This window comes from Caballeronia sp. (assembly GCF_049581465.1).
Taxonomy (GTDB): Bacteria; Pseudomonadota; Gammaproteobacteria; order Burkholderiales; family Burkholderiaceae; genus Caballeronia.
The window spans coordinates 1-3604 of the sequence record NZ_JBAUSA010000945.1 but is presented as its reverse complement, the minus strand read 5'-3'; the positions used below and the strand labels follow the sequence as shown (position 1 = coordinate 3604).

At 60.7% G+C, this 3604-nt stretch carries 5 protein-coding genes and 1 pseudogene; 4 read left to right on the top strand and 2 right to left on the bottom strand.

All coding sequences use genetic code 11. The features are described from left to right. A pseudogene (locus WCA53_RS23195) lies at positions 1–286 on the bottom strand (bifunctional lysylphosphatidylglycerol flippase/synthetase MprF); the annotation flags it as partial. Between the two features lie 362 nt (positions 287–648). On the opposite strand from WCA53_RS23195, the gene WCA53_RS23190 reads away from it, so the two are divergent. Continuing rightward, on the top strand, positions 649–1005 hold the full coding sequence (locus WCA53_RS23190; protein WP_423915981.1) for a hypothetical protein: 357 nt from the start codon (positions 649–651) through the stop codon (positions 1003–1005). A gap of 9 nt (positions 1006–1014) precedes the next feature. On the opposite strand, the gene WCA53_RS23185 is transcribed toward WCA53_RS23190, so the two are convergent. Then, positions 1015–1563, bottom strand: a complete 549-nt coding sequence (locus tag WCA53_RS23185) for a hypothetical protein (RefSeq protein ID WP_423915979.1) — start codon at positions 1561–1563, stop codon at positions 1015–1017. 210 nt (positions 1564–1773) lie between these two features. Here WCA53_RS23185 and WCA53_RS23180 point away from each other — a divergent pair, with 210 nt between their 5' ends. From WCA53_RS23180 to WCA53_RS23170, 3 genes are all read left to right on the top strand, one after another. Beyond that, positions 1774–3051, top strand: coding sequence for a NupC/NupG family nucleoside CNT transporter (locus tag WCA53_RS23180; protein WP_423915977.1), 1278 nt, complete (start codon positions 1774–1776; stop codon positions 3049–3051). 10 nt (positions 3052–3061) lie between these two features. Beyond that, entirely contained in the window at positions 3062–3451 is a 390-nt protein-coding gene (locus WCA53_RS23175; protein WP_423915975.1) for a cytidine deaminase, read from the top strand. Next, positions 3448–3604: nucleoside hydrolase (locus WCA53_RS23170; protein ID WP_423915983.1), on the top strand; the 157-nt coding region annotated here is incomplete at its 3' end. The genes WCA53_RS23175 and WCA53_RS23170, both read left to right, overlap by 4 nt.

Here is a 3604-nt window from a genome sequence, read left to right as displayed (position 1 = left end):
CGGGACGCGGTACTTTGACATCGAGGTATCGAAGGCCGACAGCGTCACGGCCGACCATGGCCGCGTAGCTGAGCGCGGTGGCAACGAGCGCCCCGGCCCAGGCATTGAACGTCATGCCGTGCAATTCATGCACGACGGCCCTGTAGTTCACAGCACGGGAAAGATGCTGAAAAATGACCAGCAGCAACGTGCAAACGACCAGCGCGAGCACAGGAGCCACGAAGCGCTGCAAGCGCGACGTCCGCGAAAATCGGACCAACGGTCCGAGCAGGCGAACGGTACTCAAACTATTTCTGCGAGACATGCGGATTACCGGGCTTCTATTCAACACCGTCCCGCCTCGCGGCTTTGCGGTGTTTTGTTGGTTTCTGGGTGTTGATTCGGGGCGGTCTCTCGCGGACCACTTCATGTGCAACATCGAACCCGGATTTCAAAAAGCTGAATCGAACGTTACGATTAGCAACGGATGTATATCGGCTCGGGTTGACGAGACTTAAGAAAACGCTGATGAAACCACGCGCGCAATAGACCGTTCGGGCGGAATTACCGGACTTCGCTTGGCGACTCGGCGGCCGACCGGGTAGCATCTCGGCTCCGGTGCACGCCCCGCGCGCCGCCATTTATCACCCGCAAACAAGGCTCGACCGTATGAAATTGTCAGGTATCGCCGTGAGCATGATGTTGACCGCCACCACGCTGGCCCTTAGTGCCTGCGTCACCACGGCCGATAAACTCGTACAGACCGTTCCGGTCGGAGCGGGTACGTCGCGGCTGCCGCCGCTGCCGTTCGTCGCCTGCGTGAAGGCGAAATGGCGCCTGCGGCCGCTGAAGATCGGCGAGTACTCGCCGAACGCCGATGGCGACGTCGTGACCGTGCACGGTGCGAGTGGCCAGACCATGTTATTGATCGACGCGGAACCATCGGCGAACGGGACGGGCTATACGATTTACGGCGACATTGTGGGCGCGGCGGCCTATGTCACCGACGCCCACACCTGCGATTGACCTGGACGTTCAGGTCGAGCCGCCCTTCAGGTCGACGTAGGCGCGATGTGTCCCCACAATGCGTCCAATCAGATAGCCATCCGATGCACACGCATTCACGCGCTGATTGCCGTTCCACACAATCCGGTAATGCTCGTCCTGCAACTGGATCGAGGACGGATCGAACTGAGGTTGCGGTGAACCTGCGTGTTTGGCGGGATCGCGGGCTTGCTCCGTCACGAGGCGATTCCAGGTGTAGGCGTAGCCGTACTGGATGCCATCGGTGAACGCATTGAGATCGCAAACCTGCTTGGGCGGGGTGACGACGATTTCCGTGCGGTAACCATTCCCGCCGCCGATTGCGATGTGCTGTTCGCCGAGGGGGCCCGACGCCGGTTGCGTTGCGCCGTTGCCAGGTAGCGGAGGCGTTGGAGTCGCCGCCGATGCGGCGTTCGGGGCCTGCGCGTGGGTGGCGTTGGTGGCGTCGCCGCCCGGTGGCAAAGGCGCGCAGGCACTCAAAATGAGAACCGATGCGGCCATTGACGCGCCGACAAGCCTTAAATGGGATACAAATTTCACGCTGATACGGTCCATCTCGAAATAGGCTGACCGCTACCTTAACATTTTGAGACGGAAGCGTTCGAAAAGTGAAACGTCCCCCTCGATTCACACTCGCCGTAAGCAAAACCGGCCACGCCATCCCCGGGATGCACCTCCTTTTGACCCCTTATTTCAAAATTCCTTATCGCGTAGGATTGCGGCCGCCATAACAACATAAAATCGAGACACATGACCCTTATCGCCCGCAACGTACTCGGCATTGCCGTACTTCTGTTTATCGCCTTCCTCTTCTCAAGCAATCGACGCGGCATCCGGCTGCGCACCGTCGTGCCCGCATTGCTGGCACAGGTCGGCATTGGCGCATTCATCCTCTTCGTACCCGTTGGCAAGAGCGTCCTCGCCGCCGCAGCGGCAGGCGTGAACGACATTCTCGGCTACGGGAGTGCAGGCATCGAGTTCCTGTTCGGTGGACTCGTGCAGCCCAAGATGTTCGAGATTTTCGGCAATGGCGGTTTCGTCTTTGCCGTACGCGTGCTCCCCGCCATCATCTTCGTGACTGCACTGATCTCCGTGCTCTATTACCTCGGCGTGATGCGCTGGATCGTGCTCGTGCTCGGCACGATCTTCCAGAAGCTGCTTGGGGTATCGAAGCTCGAATCGTTTTCCGCAGTCACCACGATCTTCCTTGGACAAAGTGAAATGCCGGCCGTCGTCAAGCCCTTCATGCGCGACATGTCCAATGCGGAACTCTTCGCGGTGATGTCGAGCGGCATGGCGGCGGTAGCGGGCTCGGTTCTCGCGGGCTACGCAGGGCTCGGCGTAAAGGTCGAGTATTTGCTCGCAGCGTCGTTCATGGCGGTGCCTGGCGGCCTGCTGTTTGCCAAGATCATCCATCCGTCGACTGAAGCGAGCCGGGTCACGCTCGAACATCTCAGCTTCGACGAAAAGCGCCCGGCCAACGTGATCGAAGCGGCCAGTTCCGGCGCGACCGTGGGCCTCAAGATCGCCGTGATGGTCGGCGCAATGCTGATTGCGTTCGTCGGGCTGATCGCGTTGCTCAACGGCGTAGTGGGCGGTATTGGAGGCTGGTTCGGCTATCCGCACGCGTCGATGCAATCCTTGCTCGGCATGGTGTTCGCGCCCCTTGCCTACCTGATCGGCGTGCCATGGGACCAATCTGCGCTAGCCGGCAACTTTCTTGGCGAAAAGATCATCCTCAATGAATTCGTGGCCTATGCGTCGCTGTCGCCTTACTTGAAGGATTCGGCCAGTGTTGCTGCGGCCGGTTTGCAGGTGCTCGATCCGCGTACCATTGCCATCTTGTCGTTCGCGTTGTGCGGCTTCGCGAATTTCGCGTCGATCGCCGTGTTGACTGGCGGCTTCAGCGCGGTCGCGCCCGAGCGGCGTGCGGAAGTGGCACGCCTCGGCTTGCGCGTGGTGCTCGCCGCTACGCTCTCGAACCTGATGAGCGCGACTATCGCGGGCATGTTCTTGACCCTCAACTAAGGACGAAATCATGACGATGGACGAATTGCTCGAACGCGCGGAAGCGGCGCGAGAGCGCGCTTATGCGCCGTATTCGAAATTCAGGGTGGGCGCTGCGCTGCTCGCCAAGGACGGTCGCGTGTTCGATGGCTGCAATGTCGAGAACGCATCGTATGGACTGTGCAATTGCGCGGAACGCACGGCGTTTTTTAGCGCGATCGCAGCGGGCTGCGCGCGCGACGAGTTTGCAGCGCTGGCCGTGATCGGCGACACGGACGGCCCCATCGCCCCATGCGGCGCGTGTCGCCAGGTGATCATCGAGCTCGGCGGTCCTGAGTTGCCCATTCGCCTCGGCAACCTGCGAGGCGCGACGCGCGACACGACCGCGCGCGAACAACTTCCGGACGCGTTTTATCTATGACATTGCACAAAATTATCTACGACACGGATCCGGGCGTCGACGATGCCATGGCGCTCGTCTTCCAAGCGCTGCATCCGGAGATCGACCTGCTCGGCATCACCAGCGTCTTCGGCAACGCCACGGTGGAAACGACCACGCGCAACGCGCTCTACC